Annotated in this window: 18 protein-coding genes and 1 tRNA gene; 5 read left to right on the top strand and 14 right to left on the bottom strand. The window is 66.7% G+C overall.

Translation table 11 applies throughout. From position 1 onward, the window contains the following. The first annotated feature begins 101 nt into the window (after positions 1-101). From ASE69_RS06735 to ASE69_RS06725, 3 genes are all read left to right on the top strand, one after another. A complete protein-coding gene (locus tag ASE69_RS06735; RefSeq protein WP_056484620.1) occupies positions 102-563 on the top strand; it encodes a YaiI/YqxD family protein in 462 nt (153 codons plus the stop codon). 71 nt (positions 564-634) lie between these two features. Next, on the top strand, positions 635-1,018 hold the full coding sequence (locus ASE69_RS06730; RefSeq protein WP_056484618.1) for a lysozyme inhibitor LprI family protein: 384 nt from the start codon (positions 635-637) through the stop codon (positions 1,016-1,018). A 426-nt stretch (positions 1,019-1,444) separates the two neighbouring features. Continuing rightward, positions 1,445-2,578 (top strand): acyltransferase family protein, encoded by a 1,134-nt coding sequence (locus ASE69_RS06725; protein ID WP_162236858.1) that lies wholly within the window; start codon positions 1,445-1,447, stop codon positions 2,576-2,578. Positions 2,579-2,744: 166 nt separating this feature from the next. Here the strand turns inward: ASE69_RS06725 and ASE69_RS06720 are convergent. The 8 genes from ASE69_RS06720 to ASE69_RS06685 all read right to left on the bottom strand — a co-directional run bounded on the left by ASE69_RS06720 (position 2,745) and on the right by ASE69_RS06685 (position 9,186). Continuing rightward, positions 2,745-2,821: transfer RNA gene (locus ASE69_RS06720), tRNA-Arg, on the bottom strand. Positions 2,822-2,872: 51 nt separating this feature from the next. Further along, on the bottom strand, positions 2,873-3,574 hold the full coding sequence (nth, locus tag ASE69_RS06715) for an endonuclease III (RefSeq protein ID WP_056484614.1): 702 nt from the start codon (positions 3,572-3,574) through the stop codon (positions 2,873-2,875). A 4-nt stretch (positions 3,575-3,578) separates the two neighbouring features. Beyond that, positions 3,579-4,349: a 4-hydroxy-tetrahydrodipicolinate reductase gene (gene dapB / locus ASE69_RS06710; RefSeq protein ID WP_056484613.1), complete on the bottom strand. Its 771-nt coding sequence runs from the start codon at positions 4,347-4,349 to the stop codon at positions 3,579-3,581. A gap of 93 nt (positions 4,350-4,442) precedes the next feature. Continuing rightward, the gene (locus ASE69_RS06705) at positions 4,443-5,207 is read right to left on the bottom strand and encodes a nucleotidyltransferase family protein (protein ID WP_056484611.1); all 765 of its coding nucleotides are present in this window, start codon (positions 5,205-5,207) and stop codon (positions 4,443-4,445) included. Next, on the bottom strand, positions 5,204-6,112 hold the full coding sequence (locus ASE69_RS06700) for a hypothetical protein (RefSeq protein ID WP_056484610.1): 909 nt from the start codon (positions 6,110-6,112) through the stop codon (positions 5,204-5,206). Before ASE69_RS06700 ends, ASE69_RS06705 begins: the two co-directional genes overlap by 4 nt. Then, positions 6,109-7,200, bottom strand: coding sequence for a diacylglycerol/lipid kinase family protein (locus ASE69_RS06695; protein ID WP_156362213.1), 1,092 nt, complete (start codon positions 7,198-7,200; stop codon positions 6,109-6,111). The genes ASE69_RS06700 and ASE69_RS06695 overlap by 4 nt, the downstream gene beginning before the upstream one ends. An 85-nt stretch (positions 7,201-7,285) precedes the next feature. Beyond that, complete coding sequence (locus tag ASE69_RS06690; RefSeq protein ID WP_056484607.1) at positions 7,286-7,747, bottom strand: DUF2141 domain-containing protein; 462 nt, start codon at positions 7,745-7,747, stop codon at positions 7,286-7,288. Between the two features lie 86 nt (positions 7,748-7,833). Then, positions 7,834-9,186: a lipopolysaccharide biosynthesis protein gene (locus ASE69_RS06685; RefSeq protein WP_056484605.1), complete on the bottom strand. Its 1,353-nt coding sequence runs from the start codon at positions 9,184-9,186 to the stop codon at positions 7,834-7,836. Positions 9,187-9,300: 114 nt separating this feature from the next. Here ASE69_RS06685 and asnB point away from each other — a divergent pair, with 114 nt between their 5' ends. After that, positions 9,301-11,229, top strand: a complete 1,929-nt coding sequence (asnB, locus tag ASE69_RS06680; RefSeq protein WP_235518240.1) for an asparagine synthase (glutamine-hydrolyzing) — start codon at positions 9,301-9,303, stop codon at positions 11,227-11,229. A 236-nt stretch (positions 11,230-11,465) separates the two neighbouring features. Here asnB and ASE69_RS06675 read toward each other — a convergent pair whose 3' ends face one another. The 3 genes from ASE69_RS06675 to ASE69_RS06665 form a co-directional block, all read right to left on the bottom strand. Beyond that, positions 11,466-12,590 (bottom strand): CDP-alcohol phosphatidyltransferase family protein, encoded by a 1,125-nt coding sequence (locus ASE69_RS06675; protein ID WP_056484604.1) that lies wholly within the window; start codon positions 12,588-12,590, stop codon positions 11,466-11,468. A gap of 151 nt (positions 12,591-12,741) precedes the next feature. Beyond that, positions 12,742-13,854 (bottom strand): hypothetical protein, encoded by a 1,113-nt coding sequence (locus ASE69_RS06670; protein ID WP_056484602.1) that lies wholly within the window; start codon positions 13,852-13,854, stop codon positions 12,742-12,744. Next, entirely contained in the window at positions 13,851-14,591 is a 741-nt protein-coding gene (locus ASE69_RS06665) for a sugar phosphate nucleotidyltransferase (protein WP_056484600.1), read from the bottom strand. The genes ASE69_RS06670 and ASE69_RS06665 overlap by 4 nt, the downstream gene beginning before the upstream one ends. 112 nt (positions 14,592-14,703) lie before the next feature. Here ASE69_RS06665 and ASE69_RS06660 point away from each other — a divergent pair, with 112 nt between their 5' ends. Next, positions 14,704-15,912 carry a mechanosensitive ion channel family protein gene (locus ASE69_RS06660; protein WP_235518237.1) on the top strand — a complete coding sequence of 403 codons (1,209 nt, stop codon included), beginning with the start codon at positions 14,704-14,706 and terminating at the stop codon, positions 15,910-15,912. Here the strand turns inward: ASE69_RS06660 and ASE69_RS06655 are convergent. From ASE69_RS06655 to otsB, 3 genes are read right to left on the bottom strand one after another with little or no spacing between them, the layout of a single operon-like run. Then, positions 15,872-17,260: an alpha,alpha-trehalose-phosphate synthase (UDP-forming) gene (locus ASE69_RS06655; protein ID WP_056484598.1), complete on the bottom strand. Its 1,389-nt coding sequence runs from the start codon at positions 17,258-17,260 to the stop codon at positions 15,872-15,874. The two genes, ASE69_RS06660 and ASE69_RS06655, sit on opposite strands and share 41 nt — an antisense overlap. Further along, positions 17,257-19,053: a glycoside hydrolase family 15 protein gene (locus tag ASE69_RS06650; protein WP_056060739.1), complete on the bottom strand. Its 1,797-nt coding sequence runs from the start codon at positions 19,051-19,053 to the stop codon at positions 17,257-17,259. Before ASE69_RS06650 ends, ASE69_RS06655 begins: the two co-directional genes overlap by 4 nt. Further along, positions 19,050-19,829, bottom strand: a complete 780-nt coding sequence (gene otsB / locus ASE69_RS06645; RefSeq protein ID WP_082452953.1) for a trehalose-phosphatase — start codon at positions 19,827-19,829, stop codon at positions 19,050-19,052. Before otsB ends, ASE69_RS06650 begins: the two co-directional genes overlap by 4 nt. Positions 19,830-20,020 lie beyond the last annotated feature (191 nt).

The raw sequence follows: 20,020 nt of genomic DNA, 5'->3' as shown, positions 1-20,020 counted from the left end.
CCGAAGGTGACGGAGGGGGGAGGATACGCGACAGATGTGGTGGATGCCTCCCCCTCCGTCAGGCTACGCCTGCCACCTCCCCCTGGCGGGGGAGGATTTGAATGACTGACGCCCCAATCCGAATTCTCGTCGACGCCGATGCGTGTCCGGTAAAGGACGAGATCTACAAGGTCGCGTGGCGCCACGAAGTCCCCGTGACGATCGTCGCCAACAGCCATTTCCGCATCCCCGTCCACCCGCTGATCTCGCGCATCGTGGTCAGCGACGGCTTCGACGCGGCCGACGACTGGATCGCCGAACAGGCCGATGCGAAGTCGGTCGTGATCACCGCCGACATCCTCCTCGCCGATCGCTGCGTGAAGGCCGGCGCGACCGTGCTCGCCAACACCGGCAAGCCCTTCACCACCAGCTCGATCGGCGGCGCCATCGCCACGCGTGCGATCATGGCCGACCTGCGGGCGGGCGGCGATATCATCGGCGGCCCCGCACCGTTCTCCAAGACCGACCGGTCGAGCTTCCTCTCCGCGCTCGATGCCGCGCTGGTCCGGCTCAAGCGCCGCTAGCCGGAGCGTAGACAGAGCGGCTGGCCCGTCGCTACACTCCCGGCACCGATCATGCGGCAGGGGAGCGAGCGATGCAGTGGAAGATGTTGGCGGCGGCGGCGGCGGTTGTGGTTTCGGCCGGGGCGCCTGTCCTCGCACAGGTGGCACCCGCCGGGATATCCGACCGGTACATAGCGTGCCAGGCGCGGGCTCGCGGCAACACGGTGCAGGGCGGTATCTGCGCGCAGACCGAAATGGCGTCGCAGGACGCGCGGCTGAACAAGGCCTATCAGCAGGTCATGCGGCAACTCGCGAGCCGACCGGCGCAACGTATCGCCCTGCGCGACGAACAGCGATCCTGGCTCAAGGCGCGCGACTATGAGTGCAAGATCGATGGAGAAACGATCGACACCGCCTGCCTCGTTACGAAAACCGCAACCCGCACCAACGAACTGGAACGCAAGATCCGCTTCTAACGGCATTCCGCGGGGGCAGGACGGCGAGCGGGCGTGGGTGGATCGAGCCCGGTCCGCTATCCTATCAGCCGTCGTTGCCAACAAGCGACCCGACCAAAAGGCTGGCCCACCGGAGCGGTAACATCAGGCCGAATGAAGATGATGGCCGGCCACACAAACCTGTGGGCTTCCGACAAACTGGCTAACCGGTCGCGTCAGTAGTGACGACCGGTAAGCGCGTAAGATGCTCAAACGCAAAGGATGCCAGCGGTAAGCTGAACTGATTGACCCGTTTTGGGGCCATTGTAAGATACCGAGTTTGCTAGAAAAAGTTTCGCCGCGTACAAGTGTCTTGGAAGCGGGGGAGCAATGACAGCAGCTGGCATGGGGCGCATCCCCTTCGACGGCTCGCGCCTTCATCGCTCAGGCCGGATCGAAACGCTTGATATGTTGCGCGGATTTGCCGCGTTGCTCGTTCTGTTTCAGCACCTTGCCGAGACCATCATAGCGACGCACGCGCTTCCCCTTCCGATCGAACAGGCCGGCGTGCTGCTGTTCGACGGTATCTTCCACTTCGGGCGGTTCGGCGTCGCGCTGTTCTTTCTGATCAGCGGGTTCGTCATCCCGTTCAGTTTTCGCACCGATCGTCCGGTCCGCGGATTCGCGATCAGCCGCGCATTTCGCCTGTATCCCGCCTATTGGCTGTCGCTGGGCCTTGCGCTGCTGGTGCTGCATATGACAGGCGCGCCCGCTCCTGCGCCGGTGACGATCGTAGCCAATGTGGCCATGGTCCAGCATTATGTCGGTCAGCCCGATATCGTTGTCGCCTATTGGACGCTCGCAACGGAGATGGCGTTTTACGTGCTGGCCGCCTGCCTCGTTGCCTGGGGGGGGCTGCGTGCGCCGTTCGTCTTGGCCGGAGGAATCGTCGCGCTGTTCGGTGCAGCGCTGTTGCTCGCACTGGCGTCGCATCTGGTCGACAAGCGGCTGCCCGCCGACCTGCCGCTGAATTTGGGACTGATGTTGCTGGGAACGATGCTGCGACTGGCGATGCTCGAGCGTAATGCGATCGCGGTGCGTCTGGCGGGGATTCTCTGCGGGCTTTTCCTGGCGATCGTGCCCGTCGTCCAGTTCATGACGGTCCCGCCGGTCGGCGCCCCAGGTTTCAACCTCGCGCCGACTTTAGGGTATATTGGTGCGCTGCTGCTGTTCGTGGGAGTCGTCGGCGCTGGCTCGGATACCGGCCGCGCGGTTGGCCGCCGTTCGGTATATCGGCGTGTAGCAAAGTGGTTCGGGACCATCTCGTATTCCGTCTACCTGTTCCACGGACCGGTGATCCTGGCGTGCGGCACGATCCTGATCGCGGGCGATCCGGGGTCGGCATTACGCTACGTCGCGGTCGTGCTGAGCGCGACGATACTCATCGCGGCAGTCGTCTATCATGCCGTCGAAGAGCCGATGGTGCGACTAGGCCACCGCATGATCCGACGGCCTGTGCCAGCGCAAGCGCCGGGCCTGGCGGAGCCGATCCTCGCGACCCCCACGGTCGGTCCGATCTTCGTCGAGACGGAGTTCCGCTAGCAGGTCTCGAAAAGCCGCTGCACGACGATTCATAGAAACCGGTTGTTTGAACCGAGAGATCATACGACCTAAAGCGAGGTTGCGCGGTACACCGCGCGGCAGTCGACCAGCGCACGCCTGCCGACATCGCAGCAACAGGGCTTTTGACAAATCTCGAAATAAACTTTGGTGCACCCGACTGGATTCGAACCAGTGGCCTCTGCCTTCGGAGGGCAGCGCTCTATCCAGCTGAGCTACGGGTGCCGGACGGTCCGCCTAGCAAAGCAAACCGGGGTGCGCCAGACGTTTTCGCGATCAGGCCTCGCCGGTTGCCGGATCGATGTCCGGCTCCGGTGCCGGACTCGCGAGCGATCTACCCTTAGGCGGCGGGGTCTTGGGTTTGTACGCGCACAGATCGCTGACGATGCAGCGCCAGCATTCGGGCGTCCGCGCCTTGCAGACGTAGCGGCCGTGCAGGATCAGCCAGTGATGCGCATGCAGGCGGAACGGTTGCGGGGTGGCCTTGTCGAGTTTCAGTTCGACCGCGAGCGGGGTCTTGCCGCGGGCCAGGCCGGTACGGTTGCCGACGCGGAAGATATGCGTGTCGACGGCGAACGTCTCCGCACCGAACGCGACGTTGAGGACGACATTGGCGGTCTTGCGGCCTACGCCCGGCAGGCGCTCGAGTGCGGCGCGGTCATTGGGCACCTCGCCGCCATAATCGTCGATCAGCATCTGCGAGAGCGCGATGACGTTCTTCGCCTTGGTGTTGTAGAGCCCGATCGTCTTGATGTGGCGCTTCAGGTCGTCGAGCCCGAGCGCGACCATCTTCTCGGGCGTGTCGACCTCGCGGAACAGCGCGCGCGTCGCCTTGTTCACGCCGACGTCGGTCGCCTGCGCCGACAAGGCGACCGCGACGACCAGCGTGTACGGATTGACGAATTCCAGCTCGGTCTCGGGGTGCGGATCGGCTTCGGCCAGACGCGCGTAGAACTCGATGACGTCGGCTTTCTTCACGCCCTTACAGCCCGAGCACGTCGCCCATCCGGTAGCGTCCGGCGGGCTGCCCGGCGAGCCAGATCGCCGCACGCACCGCACCGCGTGCGAAGATCGAGCGGTCGTCGCCGCGGTGGTTGAGTTCGATCCGCTCGCCTTCGCCGGCGAAGATCACGCTGTGGTCGCCGATCACCGATCCGCCGCGCAGTGACGCAAAGCCGATAGTGCCTTCGGTGCGCGCGCCGACGAGCCCCGCACGGCTGTCGACGCGGAGTTCGGCGAGCGTCGTGCCGCGGCCCTTCGCGGCGGCGTCGCCGAGCAGCAGCGCGGTCCCCGACGGCGCGTCGACCTTGTGCTTGTGGTGCATCTCGACGATCTCGACGTCCCAGTCGGGCCCGAGACGCGCGGCGGCCTCGCGGACGAGAATGCCGAGCAACGTGACGCCGAGCGAGGTGTTGCCGGTCTGCAGGATCGCGATGTCCTTCGCCGCGTCGTCGATCATCGACTGGTGCTGCGGCGACAGGCCGGTCGTACCGATGACGATAGCGGTACCAGCGGCACGCGCGGCGGCGAGGTGCGCTTCGACCGCGGAGGGCGTCGAGAAATCGACCAGCACGTCGGCGATTCGGGCGAGCGGGTTCGGGTCCTCGCGCGCATCGACGCCGCCGGCGAGCGATGCGCCGGCCGCCTCGATCGCCTCGACGATCGCGCGGCCCATGCGTCCTGCGCTACCATAGATGCCGATCGAGGTCGTCGTGATGGCGGATGAGGCGGGTTGGGGCGCGAGCGTTTGCATGCGCGGCGCTTTGCACCAACCCGGCCTTTGGGGACAGGGGCGAACGGCAGGCCGAGCTATTTCTTCGCGGAATTGGCGCAGGCGGTCGACGGCTCAAGCCTGTTCGACGAGCGTCCGGACCAAGTCGAGATCGGCGGGCTTGTCGACGTCGACCGCGGCCAGGCCGAACGGGCTGGCGATGGCGGCCGCGTCGAGGCCGGCGAGGCGACCGAGATGCGCGATCGCCGCGACCAGCGTCAGGCGGCCAGACAGATACCGAATCAACGTGCCGATCCCGAGCCGCCGAACGATCCGCCATGGTCGCTTGCGGTCCGCCTCGACCTGCGCCCAGAGATCGAGTGCGGCGACCGAGCGCGGCGTTGCGAAGTAGAACAGGTTGCACCCCGACCACGCCCCGTCGGCAAAGCGCAGATAAGTGCGGCGCGTGCCCGGCGCAGCGGCCTCGATGACGTCCTGGCGTGCTAGGAGCGCGCCGACATCGGCTTGTGCGGGGACGTCGGCGAGGAAGCGCGTCACCCATTCGGGCTGCAACAGCGCGTGGTCGGCGGTCGTGACCAGCAGGGGCGCGCCGAGCGCTTCGATTCCGTCGCGGACGCTGCGGCTGGGACCGGATGCCGCGTCGAGCACGATGAGGCCGAGCGCGGTTGCTGCTGATCGGACTGCGTCGTCGGAAACCGATACGGCGATCGATCGCGCGCCTGCTTCCCGCAACGCCTGCGCGACGCGGGCCAGCAACGTCTCGCCGTCGAGCACGATCAGCGCCTTGTGCGACACGCCCGCATAGGCCGCGACCGGATCGACGCCGCCGCGCGAGCCGGCGAGGATCAGCGCGTTGAAGCCTCGAACATCCGCGCTCATACCGTTTTCGGCCCGGTTTGCGCACGCGCCCGCCAGACCCGCCAGAACACGCCTGGTGCGGCAAGGATCGGATGCTTTTCGCGCCACGGCGTCAGCGGCACCGCGACGCCGGTATGCCGCTCGACCTTCCACACCCCATAGCGCGCGGCACCTTCGAAGGTGAACGCCGCCCGCACCAGCCGTGCGACGTTGAGGGGCTTGCCCGCCCGACGGCGACGGCCCCACGCACGCAGCAACGCGTTTCGACGCGCTGGCGACAGGTCGGGCTTCAACATGCCGGCTTCGTCGCGATAGGCGATCCCGTCGGCGGTCCAGGCAAGCGGCAGGAGTTCGGCGTAGCGACCCGGATCGAAACCGAGGATCTGGCCCTCGCGGCCCTTGCGCTCGACACGGAGTTCGGCGGCATAGGTCTGGCGGAACAGTGCCCGCCAATAATCGTCGGCGGTGCCCGTTTCCGGACCGAGCGCGGCGGCAAAGCGCGCGGCGGACTTCGCCGCATCGCCGATCGCCACGGCGACCTTCGTAGCGGTGGCGGGATCGCGGACCCAAACGAGCGCGGAAGGCTGGACGAAACGCGTCCAGATCGTCGTATCGAGTGTCTGCGCGGCGGCCGCCTTCGCGAACGTCGCCATCCGCATCGTCGCGATCTTCGCGCGCAACGTCTCGCCGTGGAGGTCGAACTCGCGGTAGCTCACGGTCGGCCACAGGCCACGCTCGGGCGGGCCGGCGGTCAGCACGTAGAAATCGAGCACGCCCTCGGTCTCGCCGGTGCGCAGGTTGGAACCGTAGAACAGTACCGCCGCGGTCTCGGGCGCATCCCCCGCAAGTATCGTCGCGACGTCCCGGACCGCGGCGATGGTGGGGACGTGCAACTGGCGGCGGACGACGTCGCCCAACGTGATCACGGGACGACGAAACGCAGCGCGCGTGCCTCGCGGATGGTCAGGTCGCCGCCCGGATAGACCTCGCCGTCGAGGATGAAGCCCGAGTCCATCGACAGGTCGAAGCTTGGCGAATCGATCCGGTGATACCCTGCGCGATCGAGCCACGCGGCCGGCGAACCGGCAACGATCAGCGGCGTCGCGGCGGCCAACCAGCGCGGCGGCGCATCGACCAGCAAGGTCTTCAGTCCAGCGCGGGGCACGCCGAACGGTCGTATCCCGATCGGCATCCGCTTCAGCGTCGAGGCGAGAAGGATGTAGCGGGCGCGATCGCTGTCCGTGTTCCTGCCCGCGGCATGAACGCCTTCGTCGCCGCGCGATTCGAATCGGATCCGCATCCGGTTGCCCGCGCGCCACGAACTGTTCGCGCCCCCGAACAGCGTCTGGAGGATCGCCCAGCACAGCGCGAGACCGACCGCGACGCCGTTGAAGGCGCCGGCGCGGTGGGTGCGCTGCGCCAGCGCGGTCGCGTCGACGAACGCGCCCGCACCCAGCAGGAAGCCGTGCAGACGCGCACCGGTATCCTTGCGGACGACCTCGATCGGGCTGCGGATCTTGACGTTGCCGGCGCGCGCGGCGGTCAGCGCCTGGTCGAGCGTCCAGCTATCGGGGATGCCGAGATCGAGCGCGAGCGCGTTGGTCTTGCCCGACGGCACGATCGCCACGCGCGGCGCGGCACCGGTCCAAACGCGCGCAGCAGCGGTCATCACGTCGCGGATCGTGCCGTCGCCGCCGTCGATCACCAGCAACTCGATGCCGTGGCGCGCGAAATCGGTCAGCACCTCAGCGAGTTCGGCCTGCGTGCGCGGGGTCACGGCCAGCACGGTGCCCGACAGGAACGGCTTGGTCGCCTCGACGCTGCTGCGGTTGCGGTGGCTTTTCGGGTTGCAGATGATGCCGGTACGGATCTTCGCCGCCGCGTCGCGCGGGCTCACGCCGTACCGCTCGGATGCCGACGGATCGAACATGCCTTCGGGCAGCCACGCCGGCGGCGCCGGTGGCGAAAGAGGGTGCCCGCCAAAGGCATGGAAGTTCGAAACAGCATCGGCCACGATATAAGATACCCGTCGCGGTACATAACCGCTACAAATTTGTGTCAGGAAGATTTCCGTTCCGCTGCAACCAGCGGATTTGGGATCACCGGCGATACCGCATTTTCATACGCACGACGGTCCCGGATGGGGCCAAGGCCGTGCGTGCCGCATCGAACGACGGCAGCCCGATCGAGGTCGGCGCATCGTTGGAAAAGCCGAATCCCTCTTTCGGCGCGAACAGCGTCCGGTTGAAATCATGGTCGCTATTCTCGTCGTGATATTGTGCGACTGCATAGTGGCCGGGCTTCAGCCAGAAGCACGCGCGCGGGCTGCTTGCCGCCACGCGCGCCCGCACCAGCTTGCCGCCCTTCGCCAAAAACCGTTTCTTGTCATCGGGATAGACGGTGAATGCGACCTCGCCGACGGCGTTGTGCATCGCCGTCGCCTCGACGATCAGCTTGGCGTTGCCGCCGCCGGGCGTGCCCTCACACGCCTCGGCAGCCTGCGCCGAGACGGGCATCAGCAGCGCCGCCGCGCCCAGGCTAAGGGAAACCACAGTCTTCATGACAGGACTTAAGCGCGGAAAAGATGGCCGGAGCGCGGCGCACAGATGACATTTGCGACGCGAACGGGGCGTTCGTCGTTCGCGCGCTACGCTCCGTCGATCGCCTGCGGCTCGGAGGGCGTACGCGTCATCCGCGCGGCGGCGAACCCGAGCAGGATCGCCACCGCGACCGAACCGACCGCGACCGCGGCTGCGACTCCGGTCGAATCATAGGTCGGCATCAGCGCGAAGGCGGTGACGAACAGCAACAGCACCCCGACCGCGCGAATCGCGAACACCGTGCCGGCGCGGTGCAGTGCGGTCATCACCGTGTCGAGGCTGACGGTGGCGAGGTCGAAGCACCCTGCGGCGGCGAGCCACAACAGCACCGGATACGCGCCGACGAACGACTTGCCGCCGACGACCTTCAGGATCGGTTCGCCGACCAGCGCGACGATGGCGAGGATGACGAGCGCGGCGGCGGTGCTCGCCAGCATCGTCCGGATCAGGATGCGGCGCAGGCGCGACGGCTCGGCGGTGCGCACCGCGCGGACGATCTCGGGGAAGGCAGCGCGCGACAGCATCTGCGACAGTTTCGCCAGCGCCTGCGCCAACTGAGTCGCCAGCCGGAACGCCCCCGCCGCCGCCGGGCCGATCGACGCACCGACCAGCAGCAGCGGGATCTGCTTGCTCGACAGGCCCAATGTCGCACTCGCGTTGGTGCTCAGCGAGAAGCGGACGATGCCGGGATTTTCATCGCGTACCTGCTGCCAGCTGCCCCGGCCGCTCGCGAGCAGGCGCAGGTCGCCACTTTTCGCGACCATGATCCAATAGGTCGCGGCGGTAACGATCTCGGCGACCGCCCAGGCGAGCATGAAGCCACGGATCGTCGGTTCGAAGATCATCGCCGCGCCCGCGCCGACGAAGCGCATGATCGGCGTCATGCTGTCCGCCACCGCCGACAACGAGAATTTGTCGCGTAGTCGCAGGATGCCCAGCGGGGTGGAGCGGATCGTGATCAGCTGCACTACCGCGAACATCAGCGTGTCGCGCATCAGGTCGGGCGGAATGCCGAACCCGTCGCTCCACGCGAACAGGATCGCCACGGTCAGCGCGGCGCCGACCAGCGCGCTGCACATGTCGAGGATCGCCGACAGCCGGAGCAGCCGCGCGAGCCTGGGCGTGTCGCCGTGCTGGATCAGCTCGACACCGTACTGGACGATGATCTGCCACGTCTGGAAGCCGACGAAGGTGGCCAGCGCCTGCGCGGCCCCCGAGATCAGCGCGAACCGGCCGAAATCGACCACGCCCAGCGTGCGCGTCGCGAACCCGAGATAGAACAGCGACAGGATCGCCAGCACGCTGCGACTGGCGAGCAGCCAGCCGAGGTTGCGCGCCGCCGCCCGGAAAATCCCGGTCGAGCCGGTGGTAACCGGAATGGGCGCGGGGTCCTGAACCATCTGCGACCGGCCCCTAGAGCGCGATGGCGAGGGCGGCAAGATGCCCGGCGGTACTAGGGTGGCCCGGAGGTGACAAAGCGGCGGTCGGCTCCTAGACCGCGCGATCGGGCGGCGGTGCTGCCGTCATGCGAGGGATCGTTCGTCATCTGCGGAATTGCCGGCCTTTACGCACGAGGTGGCGGTGTCGTCTCGCCCCGCCTCGTTACGGCGCAGTGCGACACGATCCTGCACCGCGGACCCGACGACCAGGGCGTGATGACCGATGGCGATTTCGGCTTCGGGATGCGCCGGCTCAGCATCATCGACATCGAGGGCGGCCACCAGCCGTTCCATTCGCCCGACCACCGCTATGCGCTCGTCTTTAACGGCGAGATCTACAATTTCCGCGAATTGCGGCGCGAGCTGCAGGCGCTCGGCCGCGTGTTCGAGAGCGCGGGCGATACCGAGGTGATCCTAGCCGGCTACGAACGCTGGGGCGACGACGTCTGGGCAAGGCTCGACGGCATGTTCGCGGTCGCGGTGTGGGATACGCACGCCCGCCGCCTCACGCTGGCGCGCGACCCGATCGGGATCAAGCCGCTTTACTACACCGACCAGGCCGCAGGGTTCGCGTTCGGCTCCGAGCTGAAGACGCTGACGTTGCTGCCGGGCATGGCGTTCGACGTCGATCGTCGCGCGCTCCACGATTATTTCAGCTTCGGCCATGTCCGCACCCCGCGCTCGATCTACGCGCAGGTCCGCACGCTGCCGCCGGGCCACGTGATGACCGTCGAGGCGAGCGGCACGCCGACGATGCGTGCCTATTGGACTCCCGCCTATCATCCCTCTGAACCCCGGCCCGAGGCTGCGTGGATCGAGCGCTTCCGCGACGAATGGCTCGACACGATCGGCAAGCAGATGGTCGCGGATGTCGATGTCGGCGCGTTCCTCTCAGGCGGTGTCGATTCGTCCGCGGTGGTTGCGGCGATGGCGCAGGTGTCGGATCGACCCGTGCGCACCTTCACGATCGGCTTCCCCGACCCGCGCTTCGACGAATCGCCGCATGCCGAGGCGATCGCGCGGCATCTCGGCTGCCACCACGTCACGCGCACGCTGGAGTTGGCGGATGCGCAGGCGATGCTGCCCGAGGTCCAGCCTTGCTACGACGAACCGTTCGCCGATCCGTCCGCGGTGCCGACCTGGTACGTCAGCCAGATCGCCGCGCAGGAGGTGAAGGTCGCGCTGTCGGGCGATGGCGGCGACGAGCTGTTCTTCGGCTACAAGCGCCACGCGACCGAACGCCGGATCGGGTTGTTGCCGGCGCCGCTGCGTCGCCTGGCGCGGGCGCTCGACGCGGTGCCGACCTTGCCCTCGCGGCATGCAAACGCCGTGTTGCAGCGCTGGCGGAAAACCACCGGCAGCGCTGCACTCCCGAACGGCATCGCACGGTTCTTCGCCAAGACGCAGATCACCAACGAAGCCTTCCGCCGCGAGATATTCTCCGCCGAGTTCATCGCCGAGGAAGAAGGCGGGATCGCCGCACTGGTCGCGGAATATTTCCCCGATCCCGACGCGATCTCGACCGACACGCTCGAGCAGTTCGGTCTCGCCGACCTCGCGCTCAACCTTCCCGGCGCGATGCTCACCAAGGTCGACCGCGCGAGCATGGCGCATTCCTTGGAGGTGCGCGTCCCGATGCTCGGGCAGGGGATGGTCGACCTCGCGCTGTCGATGCCCGCCGACGTGAAGCTGCACGGCAAAATCGGCAAATACGTCATCCGCCAGGCGATCGCGCCGTGGTTGCCGGAAGGGATCCTCGATCGACGTAAACAAGGCTTCCAGATGCCGCTTGCCGCGTGGTTCGCCGGCGATTTCGGTGCGTATGCGGAGCAGCTCTGGCGCGACAGCGGCGTCCGCGAGCAAGGCATCTGGCGCGCTGGCGCGGTCGACAAGGTGTTCGCCGATCACCGCGCGGGCAAGCGCGACCACAGCCGCTTCCTGTACGCGCTGGCGATCTTCTGCCTGTGGTGGATCGGGCGGCCTAAGCCTTTGCGCGCAGAATAACTTAATTCTCGCGCTGCCAAGCTGCCGTCCCCCCCCTTTTCCGTTCGTGCTGAGTAGCGACCGAGTAGCTTCGTAGAAGCGTATCGAGGGCGCGTATCGAAGCATGGGTTCCGCGCGCCAACCTGTCCTTCGATACGCCCTCTCGATACGCTGCAAGAGCAGCTACTCGATGGCTACTCAGGACGAACGGAAGGAAGGGAAGTTGGCGTTAGTAGGTATGCGACCCCGCGAAGCCCTCAAGCCAGCCAACTCACCAACACCTCACCCTTGGCCTTGCGCACCATCGCCTGCACCAGCCTTACCAGATGCACCACCAGCGAGATGGCGGTCCACGCGGCGACCCCAATGATCCCCCAGTCCGGCCGCGTCACCAGCAACCCCGCAAACAAAATCACCATGTTCGGATTGCGCCGCGCGGTAATCAGCCGGAACCAGCTGTCGAACCGCTCCCAAACATGGATGTGCATCCCGAACCGGACGATGAACGCGCCCTCGATCAGCCGCTGCGCGACATAGCCGAACAGCATCGTCCCGATCACCGCCCAGAACACGCCGTCCTCCAGCGGTCGCCCGTACGGCGCGCACCCCGCCGCCCAGGCCCACCACCAGAACGGCGGATGCACCAGGTCGACCCCGTGATCCCACGCATTGCCGAGCTTCGACGAGGTGATCGTGCATCGCGCCAGCTTCCCGTCGACGGTATCGAGCACCATGAACACGAGCCCGGTCGCGAGCCCGGTCCAGAACCAGCCATACCAGAACGCCACCGTCGCAACGATACACAGCACCGAGCCGAGCGCGGTCACCTGGTTGGGCGTAATCCCGGCGCGCGCGCAAACCCGCGTGATCGCCAGCGCCCATTCCGGCCACAGATACTTGGTCAGCAGATCGGTGACGCCCTTATACGCGCCGACATAGCTCGCGCGCTCGATCGCCGGCACCGCGGCGGGGGTCAGCAGTTCGGCGAACGGGCGTTCGCGCTTGCGCAACGCCTCGTTGAAGATGCCTTCCTCGGCCTCGGCGGCGATCACCGTCAGCCCGGTCACCAGCGGCGCCTCGCCGAGCATCGCCGCGATCATCCGCGCACGCTCGTCGGCATCCCGGACATGCGCGAGCACGGGCACGCCGGTACGCGTCACGACGGTGCCGGGCCGGGTCTTCAGATACGCGATCCACATCGGGTCGAACGCGTAGGCGAGGTTGGCGAGGATCACCGGGCCGGTGTCGCCATCGCCGTCGGTGGCCAGACCCTGCGCGACGCCGATCCGCCGGATCCGCTCGGCATTGGTCATGCCCCAGAGCAGCGTGTCGTTCGCCCGGACGGTCCGGAGCGCTGGCGTAGGGGCTGTCGAATCTACCATGCCGCACCCGTTACCCGATCTGGTCGTGAAAGCGAGGGGGGCTCACGGTTGTCGATCGTATCTAGTTCCCCCGCGAAGGCGGGGGCCCAGGATCAAGCAGCGCTGCGGTTGGTACCCTGGACCCCCGCCTCCGCGGGGGAACAGCTGCATACTAGAACGACGGGGCTTCCAGTAGCCGAAGGACTTCTTCCGCAGATCTCACCGCGCCACCCTCGACCGCCCCCAGCGACCTTGCGGCAAACTCCGCCTGAACCGTCACAAACCCCGCATGCCTCAACGCCGACCGATCCACCGCCGCCACCACATCCGCAACGTCGCCAACAACCTCCCCACAAGCCCACATCGCGTAATTCGGATCACCCTCCCACGCGACGCCCCCGGCATTGAGAAACACGCAAGGCCGCGGCCGCATGAGAAACTCGATCACCTGGCTCGACGTATCGCCCAGATACACGTCCGCCACGCCGGTATAGCTGCCATCGACCATCGCGAACCCGTCGATGTCGCAGTGCACATGCGCTAGGTCACCAATCTCGCGCATCAGATCGGCGACCTCGGGCGCGCGCTCGACCAGTCGCTGGTGCGGCGCGAAAATCAGATTGTAGCGCCCGTCCGCGACGATCCGCCGCACCACCTCCGCCCCCCAGCGCCACCACGACGAGCGATGCTGCTGCCAATGCGGCGTATACAGGACGACCGGCCGCGTATCCGCGAACGGCGGCGCGGCGTGCGTCCGGTGCGTGAAGTCGGCCTTCACATAGCCCGTCGCGACGAACTTCTCGGGCGCAAACCCGCGGTCGAGATAGGTCCGCCGCTCCAACTCGCTCGGCACCAGAGTCAACGCCGCCGCCCGCCGCCGCGGATCGTCGCGCGCGCTCATCGAACCGACGCCGTGCGAGGTCTTCACGAACTTGGCGCGCATCGGGAACAGCCGCGGCAGCCACAGGCTCGTCTGCTCGGCACACACGACGACCGCCGCGCCGCGCAGATACGGCAGCAGCCGCAGCAGCATCGGCATCTTCGCTGGCAGCACCGGATTACGGCCGGTCTCATCGTCGGCAACCGCGCGAAACCCAGGTGCTCGCCGGATCCGGACACTAGGAAAGGGTGCCGTCCACCGCGTCAGCAACGTCTCGTGCACCGACGTGCTCACCCAAAGCTCGATCGGCACGTCCGACTTCGCAGCGAGCGCCTCGACGATCGGATACAGATGCGGGATCAGCAGCGTCTCGCCGAGAAACAGGAACGCGACCTTCCGCGTCATGACCCCGAAGCGCCGTCCGTAGGCGCGTCATGGTCGTGCTGCCACAGCGCGATGTCCTCCGGGCGGTCGATCTCCTGCCAGCGGACATTCCCTGCGATCCGCACCGCGCGGACGCCGACGGTCTCCGCGACGCGGCGGACGACCGCGTGATGATAGGCGTGGATGCCGTCCTCCTCGCCGATCACCGCGCGCAACGCCTCGGCATAGGCATCGCCGCCGGTCGAGACGATCAGGCCGAGCGATCGATCGGTGGCCTGATGCCCGACCAGGTGCTTGCCGACCGCGACGACAGCGTCGCCGTCCGCCTCGACCAGCATGTCGTCGAGCCCCGGCGTCACCAGCGCCTCGATGACCAGCTTCACGCCGGATTCGTCATCGGCAAGCGCCGCGCGCAAGATAGCCGCATCGAACAGCGTGTCGCCGTTCATCAATGCAAACGGCTCGTCGAGAAATCCGCGCGATGCCCACACGCTACCGATGCTGTTGGCGATCGCCCAGAACGGGTTGAACACGAGTTCGGTGGGTACGCCGCCTTCGCGCGCCGCCAGATGCGCCGCGACCTGCTCGATCCGGTACCCGCCGACGATCACCGCGCCCTCGAACCCGGCCTCCGCCACCGCGTCGAGCTGATGATCCAGGATCGCGCGGCCACCGACCTGCACGAGGCATTTCGGCGTCGTCAGCGTCAACGGCAGCAGCCGTGACCCGTGGCCGGCAGCAAGGATGATGGCCTTCATGGGCGCGGACTTACGCACGAAGTGTGGCAGGAAAAAAGCTGCCATGTATCGCGCGATTATGCTGCACTGCAGCGGAACATCTGTCGCCGCGCACCGTTGCGCTTGGATGCGCATGTTCAGATCGCTCCACATACCCTCTGAATGGGTCTGGCTGGAGAGTGTCGCGGTCGTCTCGGCCGCCGTCCTCGTCGCGCTTATCGCGCATTGGCTGACGATGCGGATCGGCGGCCACGCCCAGCGCCGCTCGACTGCCAAGACCGACGGCCTCGTCCTAGCCCGCGTGCGCCGCCCGTTGCGCGCGGTGTTCGTCTCGGTCGCCGTCGCGTTCGTCTCGCGAATCCTGCCGATGGACAACGACATCGAGGATCTGTGGAAACAATTGCTCGGCTTCCTCGTCCCTGGGTTGCTCGGCTGGCTCGCGGTCGCCGCGCTCCGCGCATTCCAGGACGTCATCGAGATCCGCGCCGACATCTCGGTCGAGGACAATCTCCGCGCCCGCCGTAAGCGCACGCGCGCGGCGATCCTCGGGCGGATAGGCACGTTCTTCATCATCTTCGTCAGCGTCTGCCTGATGCTGCTGAGCGTCCCCGGCATTCGCTCGATCGGCGTCACGCTGATGGCGTCGGCAGGTATCGCCGGCCTCGTCGTCGGTGCGGCTGCTCAGCCTGCGCTGAAGAACCTGATCGCCGGCGTGCAGATGGCGTTCACCGAGCCGATCCGGATCGACGACGTGCTGATCGTCGACGGCGAATGGGGGCGGGTCGAGCAGATCAACCTGACGTTCGTGGTCATCAAGATCTGGGACGAGCGCCGCCTCGTCGTGCCGGTTTCGAAGTTCCTCGAACAGAGCTTCCAGAACTGGACGCGCGAGACGAGCCAGCTGATGGGGTCGGTGTTCTGGTATCTCGATCCGTCCGCAGACGTGCCGCGGCTGCGTGAGAAACTGGGCGAGATCGTCACGTCCAATCCGCGGTGGGACAAGCGGTTCTACAACCTTCAGGTGACCGACGTGAAGACCGACTGCATCGAACTGCGCGGCCTGATGACCGCCAAGGACGCCGCGATCGCGTTCGATCTGCGTTGTGACGTGCGGGAAGCGTTGCTGAAATACATCCGCGAGGAAATGCCATCTCGCCGATCCGCACGACATGGTCGAGCACGAAACGCTGTTCGGTGGTTGCTGGAGGGGGTGGGTCGGCTTCCGCATAGTCCAGGGCGCATTGACACAAACTGGCCAACCCACCCCCAACCCCTCCCTTCCAGGGAGGGGGGCAAGAAGGTCAGACCTCGACGTGCTCCGGCACCGCCTCGAGCGCCGTGATGAACAGCTCGCACCACCACATAACGTCCTCCTTGCGGACGTTGTCGATCAGCTTCTCCCACCGAGCCTTCCGCTCGGCCAGCGGCATCTTCAACGCCCGGTCGATCGCGTCCGACATCTCCTCGGGGCTGTACGGATTGACCAGCACCGCGTCCTTCAACTGCGTCGCCGCGCCCGCGAAGTGCGACAGCACCAGCACGCCCGGATCCTCAGGATCCTGCGCCGCGACATATTCCTTCGCGACCAGGTTCATCCCGTCCCGCAACGGCGTCACCAGCCCGACACGCGCCGCACGGTAGATCCCCGCCAGCACGTCACGCGGGAAGCCCTGGTTGACGTAGCGGATCGGCGTCCAGTCGATGTCCGAATATTCGCCGTTGATCCGCCCCGACATCGAATCGAGGTTCGCGCGGATCTCCTGATACGTATCGACCTTCTCGCGCGAAGGCGGCGCGATCTGGAGCATGTAGACCAGCCCGCGCCGATCCGGATGCGACCCGAGGAACCGCTCATACCCAGCGAACCGCTCGGCGAGCCCCTTCGAGTAATCGAGCCGGTCGACCCCGACGATCAGGCTCCGCCCGGTCGCGGACATGTACATCCGCTCCTTGGCATGGCGCGCCGCGTCGCTGTTCGCCGACTTCTCGAAGTCCGCGGTCTCGATCCCGATCGGCGTCGTGATCGCCTTGATCGTGCGGTCGCCGACCGTCACCCAGCCATCCTCGCCGACCACGCCGTCGAGCTGGCTCGTCACGTAATGCAGGAAGCTGTCGAGCCAGTCCTGCGTCTGGAAGCCGATTACATCATACGCGAACATCGATTCGACCAGCGCACGGTGGCTTGGCAGCGACAGCAGCATCGCCATCGGCGGCCACGGGATATGGAGGAAGAACCCGATCTTGTTCTCGACCCCGAGCTTGCGCAGTTCCTGGCCGAGCGGGACGTGGTGATAGTCGTGGACCCACACCAGATCCTCGGGCTCGATCAACGGCAGCACCGTCTCCGCGAACCGCTTGTTCACGCGAGCATAGCCGCTCGAGAAATCCCGCTCGAACTCGGTCAGGTCGATCCGGTAATGGAACAGCGGCCACAAGGTCCGGTTCGCATAGCCATTATAATATTCGTCGAAATCCTGCTCTTCGAGGTCGATGGTCGCGGTGGTGACGCCCTTGCCCTGCTGGAAATTGATGTGCCCGGTGAAGGTCTCGGTGGTCGAACCCGACCAGCCGAACCACACGCCGCCCTTTTCGCGGAGTGCTGCGAGAAGCGCGACCGCGAGGCCACCCTGGTTGCCCGAGGGCGCATCGACCGACTGGACGCGGTTCGAGATGACGACGAGGCGGCTCATCGGACGGCACTCCACGGCTTGCTGAGCAGGACCGCGCAGTTGATCAGCCCCACCAGCGAATAGGTTTGCGGATAATTGCCCCACAGCTCGCCAGTATTCGGGTCGATATCCTCCGACAGCAGCCCGGCAGGTGTCCGCCGCGCGACCATCTCGCAGAACAGCGCGCGGGCATCGGCGGTCCGGCCGGTCGCATGCAGCGCCTCGATCAGCCAGAAGGTGCAGACGTTGAACGCGGTGTGCGGCAGGCCGAAATCATCCTCGGTCGCGTAACGCAGCATGTGGCTGCCGCGCCGCAGACCCTCCTCGACCGCCTTGAGCGTCGACTGGAAGCGCGGATCGTCGGGCGCGAAGAAGCGCAGGTCGAGCAGCTGGATCAGGCTCGCATCGAGATCGTCGCCACCGAACGTCGCCGAGATACGCTGCGTATCCTCGCGCCACGCCGATTGCTCGATCGTCGTGCGGATCGTGTTCGCGCGTTCCTCCCAGAACGTCCGGCGATCCTCGAGCCCGAGAACCTCCGCAGCGTTCGCCAGCCGGTCGCACGCCGCCCAGCACATCGCAGCGGAATAGGTGTGGACGTGCGCCTTGGTCCGCAACTCCCACAGCCCTGCGTCGGGCTTGTCGTAGGTCTCCCACGCGCGGTCGCCGACCAGTTCGAGGCTCTTGAAGTCCTCCTCGCTCGACATCCGGAACAGCCGCTTGTCGAAGAACGCCTGGACGTCCGACAGGATGATCTGGCCGTACGCGTCGTGCTGGATCTGCTCGTACGCCTGGTTGCCGACGCGCACCGGACCCATCCCGCGATAGCCGGGCAGGTCACTCTCGATCCGCTCGATCAGCGTCGCCTCGCCGCCGACCCCGTAGAGCGGCTGGACATGGCCGCCCTTCGACGCATCGACGATGTTGCGCAGATATTCGAGATACCCTTCAAGCACGTCGAGCGCACCCAGGCGGTTCAGCGCCTGCACGGTATAATAGGCGTCGCGGATCCAGCAGTAGCGATAGTCCCAGTTGCGCTCCGACCCCTCATGCTCGGGGATCGAGGTGGTGAGCGCGGCGACGATCGCGCCGGTCTCCTCGTGCTGGCACAGCTTCAGCGTGATCGCGGCGCGAATGACGACGTCCTGCCACTCGACCGGCGTCGCCAGCCCGCGGACCCAGTGCCGCCACTCGTCCTTGGTCCGCGACAGCATCGCCTCGGCCGCCTCGTGCAGCACGCCCGCGAAACTCTCGTCGGGCCCGAGGAACAGGTGCATCTGGCGTTCGAGCCGGAACCAGTTCTCGCCGACGATATGCCCGACCGGCGCATCGGTGGTCAGCCGCAACGTCTGGTCGTCCATCAGGAAGCGGATGTGATTCGAACCCTGCGTGTGTTCGGTCGGCTTCCCCCAGTTCGTCGCGACCCGCATCCTAACGCGAATGCGCGGCGAGCCCGCGACCGGCTTGACGATCCGGACGAAGCTGGTCGGGCGATAGGTCCGGCCCTCGCGCACGAAGCGCGGGCAGAAATCGATCACCTCGACCGCGTTGCCGGCCTCGTCCTCATGCCGCGTCACCAGGATCGGCGTGTTGCGAATATAGGCCTGCGTGGTTTTCGCACCGCCCTCCAGTTCGATCGCCCAGAACCCGGTCTTGGGCGCATCGCCGCCAAGCAGCGCGCAGAACGCCGGGTCGCCGTCGACGCGGGGCACGCAGCCCCAGACGAACGTGCCGGTCTTGTCGATCAATGCGGAGACCTGGCAATTGCCGATCGGCCACAGGTTCATGTCGGCTTTTTGGGTAGGTGCGGTCATCGTGTTTCCAACTTGGGTGTTTCCAATATGGCAGCAATCCAGACGCGAAGTGCGGCAACGTCGTTCAGGCGGTAGGTGGCGGCGGTAGGCCGTTGCTCGCCGATCAGCACGCCCGCCCCGCCAAGCTCGCGCGCGGCCTCGAACCCGTCCTCGTCGGTGACGTCGTCGCCGAAGAAATACGGCACGCTCCCCGCCATCGCCGGCGCGACGATCAGTTTGCGAAGCGCCGCACCCTTGTCGCCGGGCGTGCGCAGTTCGACCATCATCTTGCCGCGCTGGAGCGTGAGGCCGTGCGTGACGGCGAGGTCTTCGGCGAGGCGGACCGCGGCGGGTTCGAAGTCGGGGGCCATCCGATAGTGCAGCCCGGCGCCAAGGCTCTTGGCTTCGTAGACGAGGCCGTTGGCGTCGGCGAAGTCGCGGAACGAGTCGGCGGCGGCTTCCAGCGAGGCAGGGCGTTCTGCGGCGACATGACCGTCGTCGGGCGTGCGCGTTTCGGCCCCGTGGCTGCCGGCGACCGCGAACAAATGCGCGTGCCGCCCGAGCATCGCGTCGAGCTGCGCGATCGACCGCCCGCTGATGATCGCGACCCGACCGGGGAAGCGCTCGGCGAGCGTATCGAGCGTATCGAGCAGCATCTGGCTCACCACGACCGCATCCGGCGTGGCGGCAAGGTCGACGAGCGTCCCGTCGAAATCGAAGAAAAGGCTCACGGCGTCGGGCACGGCAAGAGGCGGCGCGAGGACATCAGTCGCGGGCTGGCGTTCGGCTAGCATCATCCCTGAACCCCTAGCGCTACCGCTCCGTTCCGCTGCACTGCAAAATTGGAACGGGTGCGGTTCGATTTTTGGGGGTTGGGCAGGGGGCTGCGGCTGCGGAACGGCGCCTTCAAGTTCTCCCGCGAACGCGGGAGCCCAGGATCAAGCAGCGCAGCGCCCGTAACCCTGGCCCCCGCCTCCGCGGGGGAACA

The organism is Sphingomonas sp. Leaf208 (assembly GCF_001421415.1).
GTDB lineage: Bacteria > Pseudomonadota > Alphaproteobacteria > Sphingomonadales > Sphingomonadaceae > Sphingomonas.
The sequence above is the reverse complement of the archived record's forward strand: the minus strand, read 5'-3'. Positions and strand labels throughout refer to the sequence as shown.